Raw genomic sequence first — 21,825 nt, 5'->3', positions numbered from 1 at the left:
GGCGGCCGCGACCGTCGGGGTGGCCGGGGTGCCGTCCGCCGCCCTGGCCAGGCGGGCGGACCCGCCGCCGGCCGCGCGACGCGCGAGTACCCGCTGCTTGTGGGCCTTGAAGCGCGGCTCGCGCTCCTTCAGGTCGACCAGCACGGGCGTCGCGAAGAAGATCGACGAGTACACCGCGGAGAGCATACCGACGAACAGCACCAGGCCGAGGTCCTTCAGGGTGCCGGCCTTGAGCACGCCGGCGCCGATGAAGAGCAGGCCACCGACGGGCAGCAGGGCCACGACGCCGGTGTTGATGGACCGCATCATGGTCTGGTTGACGGCCAGGTTGGCCGCCTCGCCGTAGGTCTGGTCCGGCTTGCCGGTGATGCCCCGGGTGTTCTCGCGGACCTTGTCGAACACGACGACGACGTCGTAGAGCGCGAAACCGAGGATGGTCAGGAAGCCGATGACCGTCGACGGGCTCACCTCGAACCCGACGAGCATGTACACCGTGGCGGTGAGCAGCAGGTTCTGGACCAGCGCGGCGATCGCGGCGACGGCCATGCGCCACTCGCGGAAGACCGCGATGAGGTACGCGACGACCAGGACCAGGAAGATCAGCACGCCGATGAGCGCCTGACGCAGGATCTGCGCGCCCCACGAGGCGCTCACCCGGTTGTCGCTGACCTCCTCGGGGTTCAGCGCCAGCTTGCTGGCCACCGCCTCCTTGACCGTCTCGGCCTTCGCCGCGTCGAGGTCAGCCGTCTTGATCAGGTAGGTGGCGTTGGGGCCCGTGCCCACCTTCTGCGCGGTGATGACCTCGGCGCCGGCGTCGGCGACGGCGTCGCGGGCGTGGTCGATCGTGCCGACCGAGGCCGGCACCTGGAAGCTGTTGCCGCCCTTGAAGTCGATGCCGAGCTCGACGCCGCGCAGCCAGAAGCTCAGCCCGGCGAGGACCACGATGACCGCGGCGATGCTGTACCAGATCTTGCGGCGGCCGACGACATCAATGCCGGCCTCACCGTTGTAGAGGCGGGTCGCGAGACTGCTCATCTCACGCCTCCTTCACACGTGTCGTCGGGGTCGCCGGCGCCTCGTCCGCGTGGTGCAGCACGCGGCCCAGGCCACTGACCCGCGGCGACAGGAACGCCGGGGTACTGGCGAGCATGGTCATGATCGGGTGCCGGAAGAGGAACACGATCAGCAGGTCCAGCGCGGTGGCCAGACCCAGGGCGAAGGCGAAGCCCTGCACCGAGCCGACGCCGAAGATGTACAGCGTGGCGGCGGCGAGGATGGAGACCACGTTCGCCGTGATGATCGTGCGCCGCGCCCGGATCCAGGCCCGGCCGACCGCGCTGCGCGGGCTGCGGCCCTCGCGGATCTCGTCCTTGAGGCGTTCGAAGTAGATGACGAACGAGTCCGCCGCGACACCTAGGGAGACGATGAAGCCCGCTATACCGGCCAGTGTGACGGTGAAGCCCATCGTGTGGCCCAGCAGGATCAGCGCGCCGTAGGTGAGCAGACCCGACAGCACCAGGCTCAGGAAGATGACCGAGCCGAGCAGGCGGTAGTAGAAGAACGCGTACACGATGACCAGCGCCATGCCGATACCCATGGCCAGCAGACCGGCCTTGAGGTACTCGGCGCCGAGCGTCGCCGTGACGGTGTTGGCCTCGCTCTGCTCGAAGGTCAGCGGCAGGGCGCCGTAGCGCAGCTGGTTGGCGAGCTGCTTCGCGCCCTTCTGGTCGATGCTGCCGCCGCTGATCGTCGCGTCACCGGTGATGACATTCTGGATCGACGGCGCGGAGACCGTCTTGTTGTCGAGCACGACGGCGACCGCGCAGCGGCCGTTCTCGTCGACGGCACCCTGGGCACACTTGGAGTCCGCGTTGTTGTAGGCCTCCTTGGTCAGGGCCGTCCACTTGTCCTGACCGCTGCTCTTGAACTTCAGGTCGACGACCCACTGGCCGGTCTTCTGCTCGATGTTGGCCGACGCGTCCGAGACGTCGGTGCCGAGCACCTTCGCCTGGTCGAGCAGGTACTTGTACGCACCGGACTCGTCGCAGGAGACGACGGTCTCCTTCGCGGCGTCGATCGAGCCGGGCTTACGGCCGTTGAGCTGCGCGCAGCTGATCTGCGGCACGTTGAACTGCATCTCGGCCGGCAGCGCGCCGACCTCGTCCGCGCTGAGCTTGGAGAACGGCGCCAGGGCCGCCTTCAGCGTCGGGTCCGAGCCGGCCGTCGTCGGGTCGGTGACGCCCTGCGCGGCGGTGAACGCGGCGCCGAGCTTCTTCTGCACGGCCGCGAGCCGCTCCGCCTTGGTGCCGGTAACGGGCTCCGCGGTCGGGCTCGCGCTGGCGCTCGGGGTCGCGGCCGGCGTCGTCGCGGCCGGCGTGGTCGCGCTCGCCTGCGGCGTGGCCGAGGCGGAGGCGCTGCCGGAGGCCTGCGGCGTGGCCGAGGCGCTGGCCGTCGCGTCGACGGACGCGCTCGTGTCGGCCACCGAGTTGAGCACCTTGCGGAAGCGCAGCTGCGCCGGGGTGCCGACGCTCTTCACGTCGTCGCGGTTCTCGCCGGCCACGCTGATCACGATGTGGTTGTCGCCCTCGATGACCACCTCGGCCTCGGAGACGCCCAGACCGTTGACGCGGCTCTCGATGATCCGCCGGGCCTCTTCCATCTGGTCGGCCTTCGGCGCGCCGCCGCCCTCGATCTGGGCAGTCAGGGTGACGGTGGTGCCACCAACAAGATCCAGACCAAGTCGCGGCTTGAGTCGCTTGCTGAGGCTCCCATCACCCGCGAAGTACACCCCCGTGAAGAGGGCGACGAAGATGAGTGTCAGCACGATCAGATACCGCGAGGGGCGCATCTGCTGCCCTTGTGGTGGTGCCACCTGCTGTTCTCCCTGTGTCCACGGTCCCACCGCCGCGACGGCGCGGCCGGGGGAGGTCCCGCTGCCGGCCGGGGTGGGCCGACGCGCGGTTATCCAGTATCACCGGGCGGCCCGGTAAGCCAAGGCCACCCGGTGGGGGCGGGTGGGTCCGCGGGGCGGACCCGGGGGGCGAAATGGCCCACCCCGGGGGGCGGGCCAGACCGGCTCAGCTCTCGTCGATCGCCTTGGCGGCGTCGGCGTTCGCCTCGTCAGCCTCGGTGTCCTCGGCGGGCCGGGACGTGATCACACGGGCGATCGCGCCACGGGCGTACCGTGCCGTCACGCCGGGCGAAATTTCCAGAGTGACGGTATCGTCATCGATCGCGGTCACCGTACCGTACAGTCCACCGATCGTCACGATCTCGTCACCGGGACCGATCGACGACTGCATCGCCTGCTGCTCACGCTTGCGCTTGCTCTGCGGGCGGATCAGCAGGAAGTAGACCGCGGCGATGATCAGAATGAACGGGAGAAACTGGACCAAGCCGTTGCTCGCCTGAGGATCCGCTGCCTCAATCATGTTGACCTTCCGTCACATCCGCGCAGACCGCACCTTTTGGTGCCCACTGCCGGGTTCTTATGTCATGCCAGACCGACGGAGTGTAGTCGGTGTGGCGGGGGCCACCACAGGCGGCACGCGTCACAGCTTCCTGAAGAACCGGGAGCGAATCACGGTTCCGCGGAGAACAGGTCCGGCGCCACCGGGCCGTTACCAACTGTAGCCGGTGGCTTGCGCCCGAGGTGCCGCCAGGCACCCGCCGTGGCCACCCGGCCACGTGGCGTGCGGGCCAGAAGGCCTGCGCGCACAAGGAATGGCTCGCACACCTCCTCGACAGTGTCAGGTTGCTCACCCACAGCGACGGCGAGTGTCGACAGGCCCACCGGACCGCCGCCGAACGAGTCCACGAGGGCGACCAGCACGGCCCGGTCGAGGCGGTCAAGACCAAGATCATCCACGTCGTACACCCGCAGGGCGGCCCTCGCCACCTCGATGTCGACCACCCCGTCCGCCCGCACCTCGGCGAAGTCGCGCACGCGGCGCAACAGGCGGTTGGCGATGCGCGGCGTGCCCCGCGACCGGCCGGCGATCTCCTTCGCTCCCCCGGGGGTCGTCTCGACGCCCAGGATGCGCGCCGAGCGGTGCAGCAGCACCGTCAGCTCCGCCGGCTCGTAGAAGTCGAGGTGCCCGACGAAGCCGAACCGGTCGCGCATCGGCCCGGTCAGCAGGCCGGCCCGCGTCGTCGCGCCGACCAGCGTGAACGGCTCGACGTCGAGCGGGATGGCGGTCGCGCCGGGACCCTTGCCGACCACCACGTCGACCCGGAAGTCCTCCATGGCGCTGTAGAGCAGCTCCTCGGCGGGGCGGGCCATGCGGTGGATCTCGTCGATGAACAGCACGTCGCCGTGGGCCAGGCTGGTGAGGATGGCGGCGAGGTCGCCGGAGCGCTCGATCGCCGGGCCGCTGGTCAAGCGCAGGCCCACGCCCAGCTCCGCCGCGACGATCATGGCGAGGGTCGTCTTGCCGAGGCCCGGGGAGCCGGACAGCAGGATGTGGTCGGGCGGCGAGCCGCGCCGCATCGCCCCGTGCAGGAGCAGCTCCAGCTGCTCGCGCACCCGGTGCTGGGCGATGAAGTCGGCCAGCCGCTTCGGCCGCAGCGTCGCCTCGGCGTCGGACTCCTCCGGCACCGCGTACGCCGAGACGAGCCCGCCCGCCTCCGGGGCCGTCACCGCACCCGCCCGAGCAGCTGGATCGCGCGCTTGAGCAGCACCGGCACACCGGGCGCGGGCTGACCGTCAAGCTCCGCCGCCACAGCGCCGACAGCCTGATCGGCCTGCGCGGCGGTCCAGCCGAGGCCGACGAGGGCCTGGCGGACCTGGTCGCTCCACGCGACGCCCGCCACGACCCCCGGCCCCGCGTCCGACGCGCCCACCGGGCCGACCCGGTCGCGCAGCTCCAGGATCAGGCGCTCGGCGCCCTTCTTGCCGATGCCGGGCACCCGGGTGAGCGTGGTCACGTCGCCGGCCGCGATCGCGCGGCGCACCACGTCCGGCGGGTGCACGGCGAGCACCGCCTGGGCCAGCCGGGGACCCACCCCGCTGGCCGTCTGCAGCAGCTCGAACAGGCCCTTGGCGTCGTCGTCCGCGAACCCGTAGAGAGTCAGCGAGTCCTCCCGGACGACGAGGCTCGTGGCCAGGCGCGCGTCCTCGCCGAGGCGCAGCGCGGCCAGGGTGGCGGGGGTGCACGCGACCGCGAGCCCGACGCCGCCCACCTCGATCACGGCGCCGTCCGGCGCGAGGGCGGTCACCCTGCCCCGTACGCTCGCGATCATCGAGAACCTCCCACGGTCCGCAGCGTCGCCGCTCTGATCTTCGCCTGGGTGCCGCCGCGCCAGATGTGGCAGATGGCCAGCGCCAGCGCGTCCGCCGCGTCGGCCGGCTTGGGCGGCGCGGGCAGGCGCAGCAGGCGCGTCACCATCGTGGTCACCTGTGCCTTGTCGGCCTGCCCCGAACCGGTCACGGCGGCCTTCACCTCGCTGGGAGTGTAGGTCTGCACCGGCAGGCCGGCCCGCGCGGCGGCGAGGATGGCGACCGCGCCGGCCTGCGCCGTGCCCATGACAGTGCGCACGTTGTGCTGGGCGAAGACCCGCTCGACGGCCACGCTCTGCGGCTGGTGCTCGGCGATGAGGGCGCTCAGCGCCTCGTCCAGCGCGAGCAGGCGCAGCGACAGCTCGTCGTCGGGGTCGGTGCGGACCACCTCGACCGTGACGAGTCGGCCGACCCGGCCGGGCTCGCCGTCGACGACGCCCACACCGCATCTGGTCAGCCCCGGATCGACGCCGAGCACCCGCACCAGCAACCCTCCCCGGATGAGATCACGAACGTGCGTTCGAGACGCTACCGCACGCTTCGAGGGGCCCGCGTGTCGACACGCCCGGGATAGCCTGGCCTGCATGAGGATCATCGAGCGCGCAGGCGTCTTCACGACGCCGACCGCCCCCGCGCCGACCCGGTACATAGAACATCTTCGTGCGCCCGGCGTGTCCGTCGGGACGTACTCGATCCCCCGCCGCGGCCACGACGACCAACGGGCCCACGAGGAGGACGAGATCTACGTGGTGACGGCCGGCGCCGCTACCATCTGGGCCGACACCGGCTCGGCGCGCGTCAGCGCCGGGGACGTCATCTACGTGCCCGCCGGGGAGATCCACCACTTCGTCGATATCAGCGCCGACCTGTCACTGATCGTCGTGTTCGCCCCGCCGCACCGCCCCGACCCCGTCCACCCCCGGGAGGCGGACCGGGCCGCCTGAGTCAACGGGCGGCGATGCCCGCCAGGATGCCGTCCACCAGGCGCTCGGGCAGTCCTTCGCGCGGCAGGTTGGGGTTCCAGAACAGCACGTTCTGCGCGAGCAGCGGGCCGATCAACATGACCGCCGCCAGCTCGATGTCGAGGTCGGCCCGCAGCTCGCCCTTGTCGCGCCAGGTGCGCAGCACCTGGCGCAGCAGCTCGCGGCGGGGCTCCATCGCGCGGTGGTAGACGCCCTGCAGCTCGGGGCTGCGGCGCAGCTCCGGCACGAGGCACGGCATGATCTGGCCGGCCCGGGTCGACCTGATGGTGCCGACCGGACGCAGCACGGCGACGAGATCGTCGCGCAGCGACGTGCCGGGCACCGTCGGCAGCTCACCCTTGAGCCGGGCGATCGCGTCGACCAGCATCGACTCCTTGTTGGGCCAGCGCCGGTAGATCGTGGCCTTGCCCACACCGGCCCGCGCGGCGACCGCCTCGATGGTCAGCGCCTCGAACGTGAGCCCCTCGGCGAGCAGGTCGAGCATCGCCTCCGTAATGGCCTCGTCCGCGCGGGCGCTGCGCGGCCGACCCGGCGTCTTCCGGTCGGGCTCGGGGGCGGCGTCGGCCGCCCCCGGCCCGTTGTCGGCACGCGCTGCGCTCGTCACGGTCGTCATCTCCGACATTGTCGCTGATCTAGCCGACCTCGGCCAGTTCCCTCGCCTCCGGCGCCGGCTGCGCCGGCGGCGTGTGCGGCGCCGAGTGACGCGGCAGCCAGGCGAGGACCACGCCGATGCCGATGAGCGCGACGACCGCCGAACCGCCGGCCGCCCAGTGCATCGCGCTGACGAACGACGAGTTCGCCGCCTCGATCAGCTCGGCCCCGGCCGGGCCGGCCTGCGCCGCCACGCCGTACGCGCCGGTGATGGACTCCGACGCCACGTCGCGGGCACCCGCCGGCAGGCCGGCGACCGCGTCGGCGATGTTGTCGCGGTACACCGCGGACAGCAGCGAGCCGAGCACGGCCACGCCGAGCGCGCCGCCGATCTGGCGGATGGTGTTGCTGACGGCCGAACCCACGCCCGCCTTCTCGCGGGGCAGGGACGACATGACCGACTCGGTGGCCGGGGGCATCACGTTGGCCATGCCCGCGCCCTGCACGAACGCGAGGACGAGCAGCACCCACACCGGGGTGGTCGCGCCGACCCACAGGTAGGCCGCGAGCGTCACCGCCACCAGCGCCATGCCCACCGCGCAGACGGCCTTCGGGCCGTACCTGCGGACCATGCCGGCGCTGCGCGGCGCGAAGATGAGCTGGGCCGCGGCGAACGGCGTCATCATGAGGCCGGACTGCAGCGCCGTGTAGCCGCGCACCATCTGCAGGTAGAAGGCCAGGAAGAACATCGTGCCCATGGCCGCGAAGAAGACCAGGCCGACCGAGCTGACGGCGGCGGAGAACCGCGGGTTGCGGAACAGCCGCACGTCCAGCGACGGGTGGTCACTGCGCAACTCGAACGCCACGAACGCGGCGAGGACGAGCACACCGCCGACGATCGGGCCCCAGGACTGGAACCGGCCGAAGCCGTGCTCGCCGCCGTCGATGATGCCGTAGACGAGGGCCACGAGGCCGGCGATGGACAGCGCGACGCCGACGACGTCGATGCGGCCCGGGTTCGGGTCGCGCGACTCCGGCACCATGATCATGATCAGCACGACGCCGATGACCACGATCGGCACGTTGATGAGGAAGACCGAGCCCCACCAGAAGTGCTCCAGCAGGAAGCCGCCGAGCACCGGGCCGATGGCCACGGCGAGGCCGACCGCGCCGGCCCACGCGCCGATCGCCTTCGCGCGCTCACGCGGGTCGAAGACGTTCGAGATGATCGACAGGGTGGACGGCATGACGGCGGCGCCGCCGATGCCCATGAGCGCGCGGGCCCAGATCAGCTGGGTGGGCGTCTGGGCGTACGCCGAGATGAGCGAGGCCAGGCCGAACAGCACGATGCCCAGCAGCAGGACGCGCTTGCGGCCGGCCCGGTCGCCGAGGACGCCCCAGGTGAACAGGAGGCCGGCGAAGACCAGCGTGTAGGAGTTGATGGCCCACTCGAGCTGGCTCTGGCTCGCGCCGACGCCGTGGATCGGGTCGGCGATGGCCTTGAGCGCCACGTTGAGCACGGTGTTGTCGAGGACGACAACGAGAAGACTGATGACCAGGACGCCGAGGATGGCCCAGCGGCGCGGGTGCCCGGTCTGCGTCTGTGGCTGCATGCCACTTCCCCCAGGGTTTCGAAACGATACGTCTCCGTTTTCTTCGGGTCACATTACGCCGGGCATTAGCGATACGGAACCGTCTCGTTTCATTATGTGTCGCCGGTCACCCGGGCGGGTGCGTCGCGGCCCAGTGCCGCGCGATGTCCACGCGCCGGGCGACCCACACCCCATCGTGGCTCGTCACGTGGTCGAGGAACCGTTCCAGGGCGGCCAGCCGGGCGGGCCGGCCGACGATGCGGCAGTGCAGCCCGACGGACAGCATCTTCGGCGCCCCGTCCAGGCCCTCCCGGTAGAGCACGTCGAAGGCGTCACGCAGGTACGCGAAGAACTGATCCCCCGAGTTGAACCCCTGCGGGGTCGCGAACCGCATGTCGTTCGTGTCGAGCGTGTAGGGCACGACAAGGTGCGCTGTCCCGGACACGGTCACCCAGTACGGCAGGTCGTCGGCGTAGGAGTCGGCGTCGTAGAGGAAGCCGCCGTGCTCGACGAGGAGCGCACGGGTGCGTGGCGAGTCGCGGCCCGTGTACCAGCCGAGCGGCGCCTCGCCCGTGACCTCCCGCATGACGGCGACGGCCTCCGCGAGGTGCGCCCGCTCCGTCGCCTCGTCGACCTGCTGGTAGGAGATCCAGCGCAGCCCGTGACACGCGATCTCGTGCCCGGCCTGCGCGAACGCGCGCACCACGGCCGGGTTGCGCTGCAGCGCCCGGGCCACTCCGAACACCGTGAGTGGCAGGTCCCGGCGCGCGAAGGCCCGCAGGACCCGCCACACGCCCGCTCTCGACCCGTACTCGTAGAGGGTTTCCATGCTCATGTGGCGGTCGGGGAACGCCTGCGCGCCCACGATCTCGGACAGGAACGTCTCGCTCGCCGGATCCCCGTCGAGGACGTTGTTCTCCGCCCCCTCCTCGTAGTTGAGGACGAACTGCACCGCGATGCGCGCACCCTGCGGCCAGGCCGGGTCGGGCGGCGTAGGACCGTACCCGACGAGATCACGTGGGTAGCTCACGCCAGCTCCCCCACCACAAACTCCGGGAGTACGGGCTGCAGCGCGCCCTTGCGCACCGCGTCGGCCGCGGCGGTGAGCAGCTGTTTGTCCCCGCCGTCGATCAGCAGGCGGTCGACCTCGGCGTCGAGCAGGGCACCCACATAGTCGGCCGTCACCACCGTGCCGTCGGGCAGGGTCACGCCATGGTGGATCCACTGCCACAGCTGGCTGCGGCTTATCTCGGCCGTGGCGAGGTCCTCCATGAGGCCGTCCACGCCGACCGCGCCCAGCCCGCCCAGCCACGCGGCGAGGTAGCGCAGGGCCACGCTCACGTTGCCCGCCACGCCCTCGGGGGTGACCGCGGCGCCCTCGATCGCCGTGTCCAGCAGCGCCTCGACGGGCGCCGCCGGCTCGGGGCGCACGCCGAGCTGGTTGGGCGCCTGCCCGAGCGTCGCGTCGAACACCTCGGTCGCCACGGGCACCAGATCCGGGTGCGCGACCCAGGTGCCGTCGTAGCCGAGGCCCGCCTCGCGCTGCTTGTCGGCGCGGACGCCGGCGAACGCGCGCGCGTTGGCCTCCGCGTCGCGACGGCTCGGGATGAGCGCGGCCATCCCGCCGATCGCGTGCGCGCCGCGCCGGTGCGCGACCGCGACCAGGCGCTGGGCGTACGCGGCGAGGAACGGCACCGTCATGGTGACCCGCTGGCGGTCGGGCAGGACGTGGCCCGCGTCTGCGCCGAACTTCTTGATGACCGAGAAGATGTAGTCCCACCGGCCCGCGTTCAGCCCGGTGATCCGCTCGCGGAGCGCGAACAGGATCTCGTCCATCTCGTACGCGGCGGTGATCGTCTCGATCAGGACGGTGACCCGGATGCTGCGCGGCGCGAGCCCGACGCGGCGCTCCACGTCGCCGATGAGCGCGTCCCACCACTGGGCCTCGTGATGCGACTCCATCTTCGGCAGGTAAAGGTACAGCGCCGAGCCGGCCGCCTCGCGCTGCCGGCCGCCCAGCACGGCGGCGACCGCGATGTCGAACAGCCCGGCCGCGACCGGCGCGCCGTCGACGGCCACGTGCGCCTCGTTGAGGTGCAGCCCGCGCGGGCGGACGACGATCGTCGCCGGGTCGGCGTTGACGGTGTCCACGGTGCCGTCCGGGCGGGTGAAGGTGAGCGTGCCGGCGGCCCAGTCCCGCAGGTTGCGGTGCCCGTCGACGATGTTGGCCCAGGTGGGCGACAGCGCGTCCTCCAGGTCGCAGAGGAATACCTTCGCGCCCGAGTTCAGCGCGGAGACCATCATCTTGCGGTCGGCCGGGCCGGTGATCTCGCAGCGGCGGTCGGTGAGGTCGTGCGGGGCGGGCGGCACGGTCCAGTCGCCGTCGCGGATGTGCGCGGTGGCGGGGTCGAGGCCGGGCCGCGCGCCCCGGGCGTACGCCGTCGCGCGTTCGGAACGCCGGCGCAGCAGCACCGAGCGGGCGTGTCCGTAGGTACGTTGCAGCGTCGCGACGAGCGCCAACGCCTCCTCCGTGAGCACCCCGTCGGTGTCGACTGAGTCGGCGAGCACGGTCGCGGTCGGCGCTACGGCGGTCATGATGGCTCCCGGGTGTCGGCGTGGACGAGGGCGCGGCAGAGGACGTCGGCGCCCGCGATGAGATCGTCGGGGTGGGTCGCCTCGCCGGGGGCGTGGCTGATCCCGCCGATGCTGGGGGTGAACGCCATGGCGATCGGCCCGAGCGCGGCCATGATCTGGGCGTCGTGGCCGGCGCCGCTGGGCAGCTCGACGCAGGGCAGGCGCAGCTCGGCGATGGCGGCGCGCACGCAGTCGGCCAGCCAGCCGGCGGCGGGCGCGGCGGCCACCGAGGAGCGCACGGCGACGCTGATGCGCGTACCCGTCTCATCCGCGATGGTGGCGGCCTCGGCCCGCAGCCGGGCCACGGCGGCGACCACCCGGTCGTCGTCGGTGTCCCGCAGGTCGACGCCGACGACGGCACGCCCGGCCACGACGTTGCGCACGCCCGGCGACAGGTCGAGATGGCCGGCGGTCGCCACGCGCACCCCGTCCGCGCCGGCGAGGGCGTGGACGGCGAGGACGATCCGGGCCGCGGCGACGCCGGCGTCGGCGCGACGGCCCATGGGGGTGGTGCCGGCGTGGTTGGCCGCGCCCTCGATGGTGACGTCGACGGTGGCCCGGCCCGTGACGGCGGTGACGACCCCGGCGCGCAGGCCGGCGTCGTCGAGCACGGGCCCCTGCTCGACGTGCAGCTCCAGGAAGGCGGCGAGCGAACCGGGCGGCCACGCGGCCTTGGCGATGGCGTCGGGGTCGCCGCCCGCGTCGGCGATCCGGTCGCGCAGCGGCACACCCTCGTCGTCGGGGACGGCGAGCTGCTTCGGGTCCAGCCGGCCGGCGACGGCGAGGGAGCCGACCATGCCGGGGGTGCCCCGGGCGCCCTCCTCGTTGCTGAACGCGATGACCGCGAGGTCATGGCGCAGCGCGACGTTGGCGGCGTGCAGCGCGGCGGCCACCTCGACGGCCGCGACCACGCCGTAGGCCCCGTCGAGCGCCCCCGCGTCGACCACGGTGTCGAGGTGGCTGCCGATGGCGAGCACGCCGGCCGCCCCGGTGCCCGGCCGGCGGCCGATCAGGTTGCCCGCCGGGTCGATCTCCGTGGTCAGCCCCGCCTCGCGCATCCACGCCGCCACCAAACCACGGGCGGCGACGTCCTCCGGGGAGTACGCCAGACGCGTGACGCCCGGAGCGGGGCGGGCGCTGATGGTGGCGAGCTCGTCGAGGCGGGCGAGCAGCCGCGCCCCGTCGACGGCCGGTGCCCACACCGCGGACGCGCCGACAACGGTGGACGGCGCCGGGTGCGGGGTGGTCACGGCCGGTCCAGGACGTCGCCGAGGGCGGCGTTGGCCGCCAGGTGCGCCTGGTAGGCCCGGAAGCCGCCGAGGTCGGCGATGTCGACGACCTTGTCGCCCGGCGTGAGCCGCTCGGGCTGCAGGATCATGGCGTTGACGATGTCGCCGTTGTCCAGCTCGACGGTGCCGAGCTCGAGCTCGCGCGGCTCCTCCGGCATGAGCGACCGGTAGAGCATCTCCTCGGGCAACTCGTACAGCTCCCCGACGATGCTCATGCCGCCGCTCGCCACCGGGAACAGCCCCGGAAACTCGTCGCGGACGGCAAAGAACCGGTAGTGCGGCGCGGTGCGGGCCGGCCCGAGGAACGTCGCCCCGGCGACCGCCCCGTGGTCCTTCTGTCCCGACATCGCCGTGCCGTTGAGGAACATGCGTCGCATCCGGCCTCCCCGATCGTGATGTTGTCCGCAACGTACCTACCCCACGTGCTCATGGTCGAGGGTGCGCCTTGGTCTTATGCGGTGTTTCGCCGTATTCGAGCGGAGGGTTTACCGGCCCGAGACGATCGCGGTTCGGGTGATACGGAGCGTGATGTCCACATCGCGTCACTCACGGTTACCGCCGCATCGGACCAACGGCACACCCCTCACCGCCTTTGCTCTGCTAACCAATAGGCAACGGCCCGTGACCTGCAGTCGCCCTCCGGCACCGCCACGATGCCGATCGCACTGCGTAACTGATTCCTATAGGTAAGCAGAGCAAAGGCGGTGAAGGGTTGTGGCGGTCGGCGGCGGATCTGACGGAGCGTCACCGATAGCGGACACACACGGCATTGCGGCCCGGGAGCGCGTGACAGCGTGGCGGCGGGGCGGGGAGCAGGGGGTGGACCACCGAACGTCCGAGGGGTACCGGCCGGTCGTTTGAGGACGGTCAGCCGAAAGTTTCACCTTGTCACGGCCGCTCGTGAACAGGCGCGGGAACGCCGGACCCCTCGCCGCGCAGCGACATCGCGACGTGTGGCAAGGTACATCGAGGGACTTAGCTACCCCAATGTTATGGCCGGGCCCACACCGTGGGTCAAGATGGCCACGTTCGTCCCCCGGCCGCGCCGGCGCTCGCGGCTCACGCAAACCCGACCAGAGAGGTCTCACCACTATGAGACGGCACATCACCCGGTGGGCGCCGCTGGCGCTCGCCTCGGTGGCGCTCACCGCCCTGTTGGCTGGCTGCAGTGGCGCCGCGCCGGACCCGGGCAACGGCGGAGGCGGCGGCAACGCCGCCGCGAGCGGCAACGGCGACGCGGTCAACGCCCCGCCGGTCAAGGACGCCGACTGCGGCACGATCATCAGCGACAAGGACATGCAGAAGGCCACCGGCCTCAAGGACATCGCCCTCGAGGCCGCCAGCGGCACCGAGAAGCAGGGCGAGCAGTTCTGCCCGTACCGGTCGGCCACGTACAACCTGACGGTCATCGTCGGCGTCTTCAAGGGTGGCGGCTTCGACACCACCTACATCGACATGGAGAAGACCGCCAACATGCAGAACCCGCAGAAGGTCACCGGCCTCGGCGACTCGGCGGCGTGGGCGGACGCGATGAACACCCTCGTGGTGCGCAAGGGGCAGACCGGTTTGTCCGTCATGCTCCAGAACGCCAACAAGACCAACGTCAAGGACCCGAAGAAGACGTCCTCTGCCGTGGCCAAGCTCGTCCTCGGAAAGATCTGATTCGCGCCATAGATCATCGATGCGGCCCCGGCGCCCCAAGTGCCGGGGCCGCACGCTGACCAGCAACGAAGCGGCCGGCGCTGTCCTCACAGTCGTAATGCGACAGAAACGATCAGCGCCTACAGTCGGCCCATGGCAGACGTCTTCGATGAATACTCGATGGCGGAGGCCTGGGACGAGATGTTTGCGGCCCCCGGCGACCCGCGCCCCGCGTACCGTTCGCTGTTCTCCACGCTGCAGCCGTTGTCCGGCACCGATCTGAGGGTCCGCGCCGACCAGCTGGCCCGCGTCTTCACCGACCGGGGCGTCACGTTCGCCTACGCCGGTGAGGAGCGCCCCTTCCCGCTCGACCTGATCCCCCGCATCATCAGCGCCGCCGAGTGGGACCTGGTGACCCGCGCGGTGCGCCAGCGCGTCATCGCGCTGGAACGCTTCCTCGCCGACGTGTACGGGCCGGGCGAGGTGTTCGCCGACGGCGTGGTGCCGCGCCGACTCATCACCACCAGTGCCCACTTCGCCCGCGAGGCGGTCGGCATCGAGCCCGCCAACGGCGTGCGGGTGCACATCAGCGGGGTCGACCTGATCCGCGACGAGGAGGGTCGGTTCCGCGTCCTCGAGGACAACCTGCGCATCCCGTCCGGGGTGTCGTACGTCATCGAGAACCGCCGGGCCATGACCCAGACGCTGCCCAACCTGTTCACCGAGGCCCGGGTCATGCCGGTCGACGACTACCCGGCCAGGCTGCTGCACGCCCTGCGCGCCGCGGCGCCCGAGGGGATCACCGACCCGTGCGTCGTGGTGCTCACCCCGGGCGTCTACAACGCGGCGTACTTCGAGCACGCGCTGCTCGCCCGGCTCATGGGCGTCGAGCTGGTCGAGGGCCGCGACCTGGTGTGCAGCAACAACGTCGTGCGGATGCGCACCACGCAGGGCGAGCGCCCGGTACACGTGATCTACCGGCGCGTCGACGACGACTTCCTCGACCCGTTGCACTTCCGACCCGACTCGGTGATCGGCATCCCGGGCATCGTCAACGCGGCCCGCGCCGGCAACGTCGCCCTCGCCAACGCGATCGGCAACGGCGTCGCCGACGACAAGCTGCTCTACACGTACGTGCCGGACCTCATCCGGTACTACCTGCACGAGGAGCCGCTGCTGTCCAACGTCGAGACGCACCGGCTCGACAACGACGACGTGGTGGCGCACGTGCTCGACAAGCTCGACACGTTCGTGCTCAAGCCCGTCGACGGGGCGGGCGGCAAGGGCATCGTCATCGGCCCGAAGGCCGACGAGGACGAGCTGGCCACCGTGCGGGCCGCGATCACCGCCGACCCGCGCGGCTGGATCGCCCAGCGTCCGGTCGCGCTGTCGACCTCGCCGACCCTGGTCGACCAGGGCGTGGCCCCACGCCACATCGACCTGCGGCCGTTCGCCATCAACGACGGCGACGACGTGTGGCTGCTGCCCGGCGGCCTGACCCGGGTGGCGCTGCCGGAGGGCGCCCTCGTCGTCAACTCCAGCCAGGGCGGCGGCTCCAAGGACACCTGGGTGCTGGCTGACGAGCAGGCACCCCTCGCCGTGCGGCCCAGCGCGGCGTACGCGGTGGATGTCATTCCCTACGACGTGGGCATCCGCGACGCGGGGCCGGCCAGCCAGATGGAGGGCCAACAACAATGAGAACGGGGATGCTGAGCCGCATTGCCGAGTCGTTGTTCTGGATCGGGCGCTACATCGAGCGCGCGGACGACACCGCCCGTATCCTCGACGCGTTCCTCGGTCGGCTGCTGGAGGACCCGTGGGCCGACGAGGACGGCGCGTGCCGGGCGCTGCTCGCGATCCTCGGCACCGGGGCACCGGGCGGGTCCCGGCTGGCCGCCGGGGACGTTATGGAGCTGCTCGGGTTCGACCAGAACAACCCGAGTTCGATCACGGGCGCGCTGGCCGCCGCCCGCGAGAACGCGCGCGGCGCCCGCGAGACGATCTCGGCCGAGATGTGGGAGTGCCTCAACATCACGTGGCACGCCCTGCCGGCCCGGCGCAAGACCGCCGAGCGGCTGGGGCCGAACCTGTTCCTGGGCTTCGTCCGGGAGCGGGCCGCCGTACTCGCCGGCCTCGCCGAGTCGACCATGAGCCGTGACGACGGCTGGCGCTTCCTCATCCTGGGCCGGTCACTGGAGCGGGTGGACATGGCCTCACGCCTGCTGTCGATCCAGGCGCTCACGCCGGAGCACGCGCCCGAGTGGCGCACAGTGCTGCGGGCCTGCGGGGCGGACGAGAGCTTCCTGCGTACCCACGGGGGTCAGGTCATTCCGCAGCGGGTGGCCGAGTTCCTGCTGCTGGACCGCCTGTTTCCCCGGTCGGCGCTGCACGCCCTGACGACGGCCGAGGAGTGCCTGCGGGCGCTCGCGCCGGCGACGGAGCGGGCCGGCGTCGCGGACGCGGCCCGCCGCCCGATCGGCCAGATGCGCACCCGCCTGGAGTACGCGGACACGGCCACGCTGCTGGAGGAGCTGCCGGCGCACCTGCGCACCCTGCAGCGGGCCTGCGCCACCGCCAGCGCCGCGATCACGGCCCGCTACTTCGAGCAGACCACCGCGGTCACCTGGGCACACGAGGGGGTGTAGAGCATGAGCTGGCGGCTACGGATCCGGCACGTCACCGGGTTCACCTATGACGGGACGGCGCACGCGTCCTACAACGAGGCGCGGATGACGCCGGTGAGCATGCCGGGGCAGAACACCCTCTACAGCCATGTGGAGACGCACCCGGCGGCCACCACCTGGCGCTACCGGGACTACTGGGGCACCCAGGTCACCTCGTTCGACCTGCAGCGCGCCCACCAGCAGCTCAGGGTCACCGCGACGAGCCTGGTCGAGACGATGGTGGCCGAGGTGGCCCCGCAGCGCGTGGAGTGGGCGACGCTGCGCGGCGAGGACGTGCGCGACCAGCACGCCGAGCTGCTCGTCGCGACGAAGCTGACCGAGGTCGACGACGAGCTGGCCGCCGAGGTCGACAACCTCATGGCGGCCGAGCCGGCCGACACGGCGCTGCGCACCGCCGAGTGGGTGCACGACACGGTCGCGTACGTGCCGGGCTCCACCGGCGTGCAGACCGGGGCGCAGGAGGCGTGGGCGCTGCGCAAGGGCGTCTGCCAGGACCTGGCCCACCTCACCGTCGGGCTGCTGCGGGCGCGGGGCATCCCCGCCCGGTACGTCTCGGGCTATCTCTACCCCAACCGGGACGCGGCGGTCGGCGACACCGTCGAGGGTCAGTCGCACGCGTGGGTGGAGTGGTGGTGCGGGGAGTGGTTCGGCTACGACCCCACCAACGCCGTACCGGCCGGGCACCGGCACGTGGTGGTGGCCCGGGGCCGCGACTACGCCGACGTGACGCCGCTCAAGGGCGTCTACCACGGCGCGCCGGCCGCCCACCTGGGCGTGACCGTGGAGATAACGCGCCTGGCCTGATCACCCGACGCGGGTGACCTCGCCCGTCGCCCTGGTGGCCCAGGCCGGGCGGTCGGCGACAATGTCGTCGGGGGCGGCCGGGCGGGGCGGCGCGGCGTCCGTCGGCGCGGCGGCGACCGCCTCGATGTCGGAGCGGGCCAGGGTGAACGGCTGCGGCGAGCCTGGATTCAGCACGAATGCCGTGGCGGCAGTGTCCCTGACCTGTGCGAACGCGCTGGCGCCGTCGGCGGTGACCAGGTGCGCGTCGGCGCGGGCCGGCCCGAGCCGGTCGAGGAACGCCGAGGCCCGGTCGGGGGCGATGAACGCGAGCACGGCCGGGCCGCCCAGGCCGGGCAGGTCCACGAGCACCGGCTCGCCGGTGACATGGGAGTGCAGCACCTGGTAGCCCGGGTAGCCCCGCAGCGCCTGCACGGGCGGCGGGTCGCTGGGCGCGAGGGCGGTCAGCGTCCGCTCGATGCGCACCGCGCCCGCCCAACTGTGCGCCACGTCGTACGCCCCGGCGGAGACCCACCACTGGTGCTCGCGCGGCGACGACGGGTTGACCCACAGGGCGGTGTGCGGCGCGCCCAGGGACGCGAACAGCCGGGCGCCCGGCACGCCCCCGGCGTAGCTGCCGTGGGTGGACCGCTGGGCCCGCATGACGGCCTCGCGGTCGGTGAAGACGTGCAGCTCGCCCCCGGCGCCCGGGTCGCCGCGCAGGTCGACGCGACTGTCCGCGGCGCGCGGCCACAGCCGGGTGGCCAGGGCTGCCGGCACATACCACCCGTCGTGCTCGACGAGGGAGCGCATGACGCGGTCCACGTCCGTGTGCGCGGGCTCCGTGCCCAGCTGCGCGAACGCGGCGAGTGCCTGCAACGGGTCAGGCCCCGGGTCCTGCGCCGTACTCGCCATGGGCTGAATCCTCGCCCTCAGCGGCCACGCCGCGCAACCCCGTGCTGCCTCAGCGTGCGCGAGGCCACTGTGACCAGGTCACGAGGCGACGACGGCGGCACCGTGTGTGGAAGGAACCGTCGCGAAGTACGCCAGGCAGCCGCCCGCGGCGTCGCGGACGAGCCAGTAGCGCTGGCTGCCGACGACGATCACGACGCGCCCGCCGGCGTGGACGATCTCCGCCTCGAAGGCGCGGTACTGCCCGGCGGACGCGTCGTACCAGAGGTGGAACACGTGGACCGGCCCCGCCGTGGCGTTGTAGAAGCTGATCTTGGTGTCGTCGACGTAGTAGTCGGACGGGCTGGTCGGTACGGGTGCGCCCGGGCCGGTCGCGCAGGAGATGGGCGACATGCGCACCTCGCCGGGGCCGATGGACACGGTCGCCGCCCGGGCGGTGTTCAGCGCCGCGCCCGTGCCGCGGCCCCCGCCCCCGCAGTCGGTCTCCGCCGTGGAGCAGGCGCCCATCCGGTACGCCGCCACGCCCACGCCGGCCAGCAGGAGGACGGCGGCGCCGGCGCCGATGACCCAACGGACCCACGGCCGCCGCCAGGCGGGCCACCCGCCGGCGTCGACCGGGTCGCCGTCCGCCACGGTCCAGTCGTCCGCGTCCAGGTCGATATCGGGGACGGGTTCGACCTCCGCGACGGTCACCTCGGCGGTGCGGGCGCCCGGGTCGTGCCCGAGGACGGCCGCGTACTCCGACACGACCCACACGCTGGCCGCCGAGCCGAGGCCCGACCGCTCCGCGAGCACCGTGGCGACGTCCCGCACCGCCGCGTCGGGGCTCATCCCCGCGCCGATCCGGCCGCTGAGCAGCCGCGCCACGTCCGTCGACGCCGCCGCGACCAGCAGGTTGGCCTCGCGCCGGGAGCCGGCGAGCAGGTCCGGCAGAAGCCGGTGCATGAGGTCGTCGTCATCGAGACCCGCCGCGCCGTAGTCGCGATGGATCTCACGCAGCGCCAGGCGCGCGGCCTCCTGGCTGTCCAGCGGCATCGGCCCTCCCCATCGGCGTGACGCGGGTGATCTTAACGGCAGCGCCGGCCGCGCGGGTCACCTCAACCGGTCGAGCAACCGGGCCGGGTCGACGCCCGCCGGCAGGTCGCTGACCTGCGCGTCACCGGCCTCGACGACACGCCACGCGCCGTCGTCGCGGCGGACGAGATCGGTGGTGACGAACCGGCGACCCAGCCGCGCCACGGCCGCGGCGACGCCGGCGAGGTCGGGCTCCACGGTCTCGGCGGGGGTGTCGGGATGCGCGGTGGTGAGCACGGGCGCGCCGTCGAGCCACCACACCCGCGCCTCGGCGCCGGCGAACCGTTCGAACCGGCGCACCACGATGCCCCCGGCCAGGTCGTCGCCCTGCAGCTCGACCATCCGCGCCACCACCCGCGCGACGGCCGTCGGGTCGGCCAGCTCGGGCACGTGGCAGGCCTGCGCCCACTCGTGCTTGCGCGACTTCACGTAGTCCTTCACCACGGCCGGCCCGCCGCCGAGGGGCGCGACCAGCTCGGCGACGGTGCCCACGTCGGGCGCGCGTCCGGGCGCCCACGGCGTCCACACGGTCCGCGGCGTCAGCCCGTCGAACGCGGCGTACCACCCGGGCAGCTCGTGCGCCGCCCGATAGTCCGCAACGCCCACACGCATGGCTACGCCGCGCGCGGCGAGCGCCGCGCACAGCTCACCGTAGCGACCGGTGGGGACCATCCACCCCCGGTACCAGACGGGGCCCAGGTCGCGCGGCACCCGCCGGACCGCCCCGGCGGCGTCCCCGGCCAGCAGCGCGTCGTGGTCGATGAGCGCGACGGTGCCGCCCGCGTCGCGCACGGCCCGCGCCTGCGCGGCGAAGTGCTGGTCGACCCGCGACAGCGTGAGCGGGTCCGCACAGAACAGCACGGTGCTCATATCGTGGCCCGGTCCCGGACCCGGGTGTCGAACGGCCACGCGTCCCCGCCCCGGTCGACCAGCGTGCCCGCCCGGTAGCGCACCAGGTCGGCGACCTCGGCGGGCGTGAGCCCGTCCCAGTGGTCGTCGGGCCGGCCCGCGCCGTCGACGTTGTAGTGGAACGCGCCGTCGGCGAGGTAGTCGCGCCGGAAGCCCGTACGCCACTGGGAGTTGCTCCCCCACCCGTGGGACAGGTCCACGGCCCGCCGGTACCGACGCCGCCAGGTGAAGTACAGCGGCGAGCCGGCCGCCACGGCGGGGTCGAGCACCTCGGCCCCGGCCCGAACGGTCACCCCGCCGCGCGTCACCAGCAGCGCGTTGCAGAGGAACCCGGGCCACCACTCCCGCACCACGCTGGGCGGCTCCGCCGGGTCGTCAGCCGGCACGACCTCGACGATCTCATGAAGAAACGGGTGGTACGCCGCACCGTGCGGCCACCAACCGCCGAACGCGTCGGCGAGCGCCCCGTACGCGCCCGGTCCGACCCACGCGGCTTCGTCGTTGCGGGCAGGCTGATGGTCGAGGAGCAGCAGGTCGACGACCCGGCTCAGCGCGTAGAGCGCCCAGCTGTCCTCGGCGGCGAGCGGGGCCGCGTGCATATCCGGGGCGCCCACGCGACGCACGGTCGCCACGAACGACGGCCGCTCGCGCAGCCACGGCGCCAGCACGTCGCCGGCCCAGTCGTCGCCGTCGTAGTCGTACGCCGCGTCCACGAGCCCGAACCGGACCGCGTGCAGGGCCCCCTTGTCGAACACGCGCGCAGCCTATCCGGCGATCGCCCTGCCTGCGCGCCGTTACCCGCCGGGCGGGGCATCATGACGGGGTGGCCGATATCGCGGACGACGTCCTGCGCGAGCTGTACGCCGGCCCGCCGGAGGGGTTCGTGGCCGGCCGGGACGCGGCCGTGGCCGCCGCCCTCGCGGCGGGCGACCGGGCCGCGGCGACCGCGATCGGCGGGCTGCGCAAGCCCACGGTCGGCGCGTGGCTGGTGAACCTGCTGGCCTGGCACGCCCCCGACGACCTGGCCGCCCTGTACGCGGTCGGCGACGAGCTGCGCGCGGCCCAGCGCGACCTGCGCGGCGGTGACCTGCGCCAGCTTTCGGCGAGGCGGAAGACGACGATCGCGGACCTGGTCACACGGTCGCGGGCGCTCGCCGCGCAGGCCCGTCCGGGGGACGCGGCGCTGCCCTGGGACGAGGTGACGGCCACGCTCAACGCCGTACTCTCCGATGTGGACACGGCTGAGCAGGTGCGCGCGGGACGCCTGGTCCGCACCACCGCCTACGCCGGCTTCGGCGAGCCCGGCGGTGGGTGGGCCACGGCGCCCGCCGATGAGGGTTCCGAAGCGCCGGTGCGCGCCCGACGACCGGCAACCTCGGGCGGGACGAGCGGCCGCGGGACCGGCGGACGCCCGGCTGACCGGGCGCAGGCGCGGCGGGCCGGCCCGGCTGACCGCAC

21 protein-coding genes and 1 pseudogene are annotated in these 21,825 nt (G+C 72.7%); 6 read left to right on the top strand and 16 right to left on the bottom strand.

What is annotated here, in order from left to right:
• The 6 genes from secF to ruvC all read right to left on the bottom strand — a co-directional run.
• Positions 1 to 1,035: protein translocase subunit SecF (gene secF, locus ABD211_RS32655; protein ID WP_344140338.1), on the bottom strand; the 1,035-nt coding region annotated here is incomplete at its 3' end.
• Between the two features lies 1 nt (position 1,036).
• Positions 1,037 to 2,872, bottom strand: coding sequence for a protein translocase subunit SecD (gene secD, locus ABD211_RS32650; RefSeq protein WP_344140336.1), 1,836 nt, complete (start codon positions 2,870 to 2,872; stop codon positions 1,037 to 1,039).
• A gap of 205 nt (positions 2,873 to 3,077) precedes the next feature.
• Positions 3,078 to 3,431: a preprotein translocase subunit YajC gene (gene yajC / locus ABD211_RS32645; protein ID WP_344140334.1), complete on the bottom strand. Its 354-nt coding sequence runs from the start codon at positions 3,429 to 3,431 to the stop codon at positions 3,078 to 3,080.
• Between the two features lie 149 nt (positions 3,432 to 3,580).
• The gene (ruvB, locus tag ABD211_RS32640; RefSeq protein ID WP_344140332.1) at positions 3,581 to 4,639 is read right to left on the bottom strand and encodes a Holliday junction branch migration DNA helicase RuvB; all 1,059 of its coding nucleotides are present in this window, start codon (positions 4,637 to 4,639) and stop codon (positions 3,581 to 3,583) included.
• The gene (ruvA, locus tag ABD211_RS32635; protein ID WP_344140330.1) at positions 4,636 to 5,241 is read right to left on the bottom strand and encodes a Holliday junction branch migration protein RuvA; all 606 of its coding nucleotides are present in this window, start codon (positions 5,239 to 5,241) and stop codon (positions 4,636 to 4,638) included. The genes ruvB and ruvA overlap by 4 nt, the downstream gene beginning before the upstream one ends.
• Complete coding sequence (gene ruvC / locus ABD211_RS32630) at positions 5,238 to 5,762, bottom strand: crossover junction endodeoxyribonuclease RuvC (RefSeq protein ID WP_344140328.1); 525 nt, start codon at positions 5,760 to 5,762, stop codon at positions 5,238 to 5,240. The genes ruvA and ruvC overlap by 4 nt, the downstream gene beginning before the upstream one ends.
• A 100-nt stretch (positions 5,763 to 5,862) precedes the next feature.
• Between ruvC and ABD211_RS32625 the strand changes: the two genes are divergently transcribed.
• Positions 5,863 to 6,222, top strand: coding sequence for a cupin domain-containing protein (locus ABD211_RS32625; RefSeq protein ID WP_344140326.1), 360 nt, complete (start codon positions 5,863 to 5,865; stop codon positions 6,220 to 6,222).
• Position 6,223: 1 nt separating this feature from the next.
• Here ABD211_RS32625 and ABD211_RS32620 read toward each other — a convergent pair whose 3' ends face one another.
• The 6 genes from ABD211_RS32620 to ABD211_RS32595 all read right to left on the bottom strand — a co-directional run bounded on the left by ABD211_RS32620 (position 6,224) and on the right by ABD211_RS32595 (position 12,744).
• On the bottom strand, positions 6,224 to 6,874 hold the full coding sequence (locus ABD211_RS32620) for a TetR/AcrR family transcriptional regulator (RefSeq protein ID WP_344140324.1): 651 nt from the start codon (positions 6,872 to 6,874) through the stop codon (positions 6,224 to 6,226).
• 19 nt (positions 6,875 to 6,893) lie between these two features.
• Positions 6,894 to 8,465: an MFS transporter gene (locus ABD211_RS32615; RefSeq protein WP_344140322.1), complete on the bottom strand. Its 1,572-nt coding sequence runs from the start codon at positions 8,463 to 8,465 to the stop codon at positions 6,894 to 6,896.
• Positions 8,466 to 8,571: 106 nt separating this feature from the next.
• On the bottom strand, positions 8,572 to 9,474 hold the full coding sequence (gene puuE, locus ABD211_RS32610) for an allantoinase PuuE (RefSeq protein ID WP_344140320.1): 903 nt from the start codon (positions 9,472 to 9,474) through the stop codon (positions 8,572 to 8,574).
• Positions 9,471 to 11,039, bottom strand: a complete 1,569-nt coding sequence (locus tag ABD211_RS32605; RefSeq protein WP_344140318.1) for a malate synthase — start codon at positions 11,037 to 11,039, stop codon at positions 9,471 to 9,473. Before ABD211_RS32605 ends, puuE begins: the two co-directional genes overlap by 4 nt.
• Positions 11,036 to 12,328: a M20 family metallo-hydrolase gene (locus ABD211_RS32600; protein WP_344140316.1), complete on the bottom strand. Its 1,293-nt coding sequence runs from the start codon at positions 12,326 to 12,328 to the stop codon at positions 11,036 to 11,038. The genes ABD211_RS32605 and ABD211_RS32600 overlap by 4 nt, the downstream gene beginning before the upstream one ends.
• Positions 12,325 to 12,744 (bottom strand): allophanate hydrolase-related protein, encoded by a 420-nt coding sequence (locus ABD211_RS32595; RefSeq protein WP_344140314.1) that lies wholly within the window; start codon positions 12,742 to 12,744, stop codon positions 12,325 to 12,327. The genes ABD211_RS32600 and ABD211_RS32595 overlap by 4 nt, the downstream gene beginning before the upstream one ends.
• A 715-nt stretch (positions 12,745 to 13,459) precedes the next feature.
• Here ABD211_RS32595 and ABD211_RS32590 point away from each other — a divergent pair.
• The 4 genes from ABD211_RS32590 to ABD211_RS32575 all read left to right on the top strand — a co-directional run bounded on the left by ABD211_RS32590 (position 13,460) and on the right by ABD211_RS32575 (position 17,496).
• Positions 13,460 to 14,029, top strand: coding sequence for a hypothetical protein (locus tag ABD211_RS32590; RefSeq protein ID WP_344140312.1), 570 nt, complete (start codon positions 13,460 to 13,462; stop codon positions 14,027 to 14,029).
• 132 nt (positions 14,030 to 14,161) lie between these two features.
• Entirely contained in the window at positions 14,162 to 15,706 is a 1,545-nt protein-coding gene (locus tag ABD211_RS32585) for a circularly permuted type 2 ATP-grasp protein (RefSeq protein WP_344140310.1), read from the top strand.
• A gap of 8 nt (positions 15,707 to 15,714) precedes the next feature.
• Entirely contained in the window at positions 15,715 to 16,653 is a 939-nt protein-coding gene (locus ABD211_RS32580; protein WP_344140308.1) for an alpha-E domain-containing protein, read from the top strand.
• Between the two features lie 3 nt (positions 16,654 to 16,656).
• Entirely contained in the window at positions 16,657 to 17,496 is an 840-nt protein-coding gene (locus ABD211_RS32575) for a transglutaminase family protein (RefSeq protein WP_344140306.1), read from the top strand.
• On the opposite strand, the gene ABD211_RS32570 is transcribed toward ABD211_RS32575, so the two are convergent.
• From ABD211_RS32570 to ABD211_RS32555, 4 genes are all read right to left on the bottom strand, one after another.
• Entirely contained in the window at positions 17,497 to 18,387 is an 891-nt protein-coding gene (locus ABD211_RS32570; RefSeq protein ID WP_344140304.1) for a hypothetical protein, read from the bottom strand.
• 78 nt (positions 18,388 to 18,465) lie between these two features.
• Positions 18,466 to 19,419 carry a hypothetical protein gene (locus ABD211_RS32565; protein WP_344140302.1) on the bottom strand — a complete coding sequence of 318 codons (954 nt, stop codon included), beginning with the start codon at positions 19,417 to 19,419 and terminating at the stop codon, positions 18,466 to 18,468.
• 57 nt (positions 19,420 to 19,476) lie between these two features.
• Positions 19,477 to 20,328, bottom strand: a complete 852-nt coding sequence (locus ABD211_RS32560; protein WP_344140300.1) for an ATP-grasp domain-containing protein — start codon at positions 20,326 to 20,328, stop codon at positions 19,477 to 19,479.
• Positions 20,325 to 21,122, bottom strand: a complete 798-nt coding sequence (locus tag ABD211_RS32555; protein ID WP_344140298.1) for a hypothetical protein — start codon at positions 21,120 to 21,122, stop codon at positions 20,325 to 20,327. The genes ABD211_RS32560 and ABD211_RS32555 overlap by 4 nt, the downstream gene beginning before the upstream one ends.
• Positions 21,123 to 21,190: 68 nt before the next feature.
• Here ABD211_RS32555 and ABD211_RS32550 point away from each other — a divergent pair.
• Positions 21,191 to 21,825, top strand: a pseudogene (locus ABD211_RS32550) (hypothetical protein); the annotation flags it as partial.

This window comes from Luedemannella flava (genome assembly GCF_039528515.1).
GTDB classification, from domain to species: Bacteria; Actinomycetota; Actinomycetes; order Mycobacteriales; family Micromonosporaceae; genus Luedemannella; species Luedemannella flava.
The sequence above is the reverse complement of the archived record's forward strand: the minus strand, read 5'-3'. Positions and strand labels throughout refer to the sequence as shown.

What these genes read in the sequence shown, in the direction of transcription:
- yajC (WP_344140334.1), bottom strand. Translation starts at nt 3,431, where the DNA reads ATGATTGAGGCAGCGGATCCTCAGGCGAGCAACGGCTTGGTCCAGTTT.
- ruvA (WP_344140330.1), bottom strand. Translation starts at nt 5,241, where the DNA reads ATGATCGCGAGCGTACGGGGCAGGGTGACCGCCCTCGCGCCGGACGGC.
- ABD211_RS32625 (WP_344140326.1), top strand. Translation starts at nt 5,863, where the DNA reads ATGAGGATCATCGAGCGCGCAGGCGTCTTCACGACGCCGACCGCCCCC.
- ABD211_RS32620 (WP_344140324.1), bottom strand. Translation starts at nt 6,874, where the DNA reads ATGACGACCGTGACGAGCGCAGCGCGTGCCGACAACGGGCCGGGGGCG.
- ABD211_RS32615 (WP_344140322.1), bottom strand. Translation starts at nt 8,465, where the DNA reads ATGCAGCCACAGACGCAGACCGGGCACCCGCGCCGCTGGGCCATCCTC.
- ABD211_RS32605 (WP_344140318.1), bottom strand. Translation starts at nt 11,039, where the DNA reads ATGACCGCCGTAGCGCCGACCGCGACCGTGCTCGCCGACTCAGTCGAC.
- ABD211_RS32595 (WP_344140314.1), bottom strand. Translation starts at nt 12,744, where the DNA reads ATGCGACGCATGTTCCTCAACGGCACGGCGATGTCGGGACAGAAGGAC.
- ABD211_RS32590 (WP_344140312.1), top strand. Translation starts at nt 13,460, where the DNA reads ATGAGACGGCACATCACCCGGTGGGCGCCGCTGGCGCTCGCCTCGGTG.
- ABD211_RS32585 (WP_344140310.1), top strand. Translation starts at nt 14,162, where the DNA reads ATGGCAGACGTCTTCGATGAATACTCGATGGCGGAGGCCTGGGACGAG.
- ABD211_RS32580 (WP_344140308.1), top strand. Translation starts at nt 15,715, where the DNA reads ATGCTGAGCCGCATTGCCGAGTCGTTGTTCTGGATCGGGCGCTACATC.
- ABD211_RS32575 (WP_344140306.1), top strand. Translation starts at nt 16,657, where the DNA reads ATGAGCTGGCGGCTACGGATCCGGCACGTCACCGGGTTCACCTATGAC.
- ABD211_RS32570 (WP_344140304.1), bottom strand. Translation starts at nt 18,387, where the DNA reads ATGGCGAGTACGGCGCAGGACCCGGGGCCTGACCCGTTGCAGGCACTC.
- ABD211_RS32565 (WP_344140302.1), bottom strand. Translation starts at nt 19,419, where the DNA reads ATGCCGCTGGACAGCCAGGAGGCCGCGCGCCTGGCGCTGCGTGAGATC.
- ABD211_RS32560 (WP_344140300.1), bottom strand. Translation starts at nt 20,328, where the DNA reads ATGAGCACCGTGCTGTTCTGTGCGGACCCGCTCACGCTGTCGCGGGTC.